Below are 2,113 nucleotides of genomic sequence, written 5' to 3' on the forward strand. Positions count from 1 at the left end.
TGAGGTTTCCTCTACCTATCACCGGCCCCCCGCCGACGACGGCGAGCCCCGCGGCGGCGGCGCCGCCGAGCAGCAGCCGCCGCCGGATGCGGGCCTTGGCGATCTCGCGCAGATCCAGGAGGAGCGTGTCCTCCCGCTGACGCAGCTCCTCGCCGAGGGAGCCCGGAAGCCAGCCGGGGGCCACCGGCTCGGCCGCCAGAAGCGACGGCAGCAGCTCGGCGGGCGGGCGCTCGCCCGGGTCGCGGCTCAGGCAGGCGGCCACCATCCGCTCCAGGGACGCCGGCACGCCGTGCAGATCGGGCGCCTCGTGCAGGGTCCGGTGAATGATCGCGGCCAACGCATCCCTGCCGAACGGGGGACGGCCGGTGGCGGCGAAGGCCAGCACGGCCCCGAAGGCGAACACGTCGGCGGCCGCGGTGAGCGTCCCGCCGCGGATCTGCTCGGGGGACATGTACCCGGGGGAGCCGATGATCTGCCCCTCGGAGGTCAGCGCCCGCGTGGACCCGCGGGACGCGTCATGGTCGGCGGCCTTGCTGATGCCGAAGTCGATGACCCGGGGCCCGTCCTTGGCCAGCAGGATGTTGGCCGGTTTGAGGTCGCGGTGCAGCACCCCCGCCGCGTGGATCGCGATCAGCGCCTCGCCCAGCCCCGCGCCGAGCGTGCGCAGCAGCGGCTCGGGCATCGGCCCGTACCGCTCGACCGTCTCCTTCAGGCTGAGCCCGTTGACGTACGCGGTCGCCAGCCACGGGACGGCCCCGTCCGGATCGGCCTCGACCACCGGGCTGGTGAACGCGCCGCCGACCCGCTGGGCGGCCGCGACCTCGGCCCGGAACCTGGCCCGGAACGCCGGGTCCCCGGCGAGCTCCGGCCGCACCACCTTGACCGCCACCGCCCGTCCGGCCGGGGACGCGGCCAGGTACACCCGTCCCATGCCGCCCTCGCCCAGCCGCCGCAGCACCCGGTACCCGCCGATGCGGTCGGGGTCCTCGGGCACTGGCGGGGCCGTCACGGGGCCGCCCGGAAGCAGAGCAGCCGCTCATGATCGGTCGCGAAGACCGACGAGCCGGACACGGCGACGTCCCACTTCCCGGCGCGGGGGACGTCACCCCAGTGCGCCCACAGCCCCCGGCCGGAGGCCGTGGCGGCGAAGACGCCGCCTCCGAACGCGACCGCGAGGACGTCGCCCGACGCCGCGTCGTGCCCCGCCTCGGCGACGAACTTCTCCGGCCCGGCCAGGGTCCACGCGGGGGCCCCGGTCGCGCGGTCGTGAGCGTGCAGGTCGTCACCCCTGAAAATCACCTTGCCGGCCGCGAGCAGGACGGAGGAGAACTCCGCGCCGGCGGTCCGCGACCACACCCTCTTCCCACCGGCCGTGCCGACCGCCTGGAGCGTATCGGCGAAGTTCCCGAAGACCCTGCCGCCGGATACCGCGATGCCCTGGGTCAGCCACTCACGCCCGTCTCTGGCCCAGTCGACGGTCCAGCGCCTGCGGCCGGTGGCGAGGTCGACGGCGAAGAGCGTGTGCTTCACATTGAGGTACAGGCCGTTCCGGTCGACCGCGCCGGAGGCGTCCGAGTCGGCGAGAGGGAGCCGCCACCGGGCCTTGCCGCCGGCGAGGTCCACGGCCCACGCGACGGGGACGCCCTCGTCCGAGTACGTCCCCGACTGCAGCAGGGCCGCGCCGTCGGCCACGCCGAAGACGGAGCGGGGAAACGCGCCGTCGGGCATCGGCAGATGCGTCGCCTCACCCGATGCCGCGTCGACCAGGCTGATCGTCGACTTCCCGTCGAGACCGCCGCCGTTCGGGAGGATGAACGTCGACCCGTTGACCGCCCCGCCCGCGAACATGCTGACGTCCGCCGTCCACAACCGCCGCCCGGACGCGGCGTCCACGCCATATGCCGCGTCTTCGCCGCCCCACAGCACGACACCGCCCGCGACCAGCAGGTGCGATTCGTCGGACCCGACGGGCGCGGGCGGGACGAAGGTCCACGCCGGCGCGGGCGCCGCGGCGATGGCGGTCCCGCGAGGCGCGGGCTTCGCGGGCTTGGACTTCCCGCCCGCCAGGGCCCAGCCCGCCGTCCCCGCGCCGATGCCGGTCACGGCGACCGCC

At 75.4% G+C, this 2,113-nt stretch carries 2 protein-coding genes; both read right to left on the reverse strand.

All coding sequences use genetic code 11. The features are described from left to right. Positions 1–1,009 (reverse strand): serine/threonine-protein kinase (locus AB0K37_RS41835; RefSeq protein ID WP_363991700.1); only part of this gene is annotated, 1,009 nt, incomplete at its 3' end. Then, positions 1,006–2,113, reverse strand: a 1,108-nt coding sequence (locus AB0K37_RS41840) for a PQQ-binding-like beta-propeller repeat protein (RefSeq protein WP_363991703.1), incomplete at its 5' end; no start/stop codon positions are given. The genes AB0K37_RS41835 and AB0K37_RS41840, both read right to left, overlap by 4 nt.

This window comes from Actinomadura sp. NPDC049753 (assembly GCF_040674655.1).
Classification (GTDB): Bacteria; Actinomycetota; Actinomycetes; order Streptosporangiales; family Streptosporangiaceae; genus Spirillospora; species Spirillospora verrucosospora.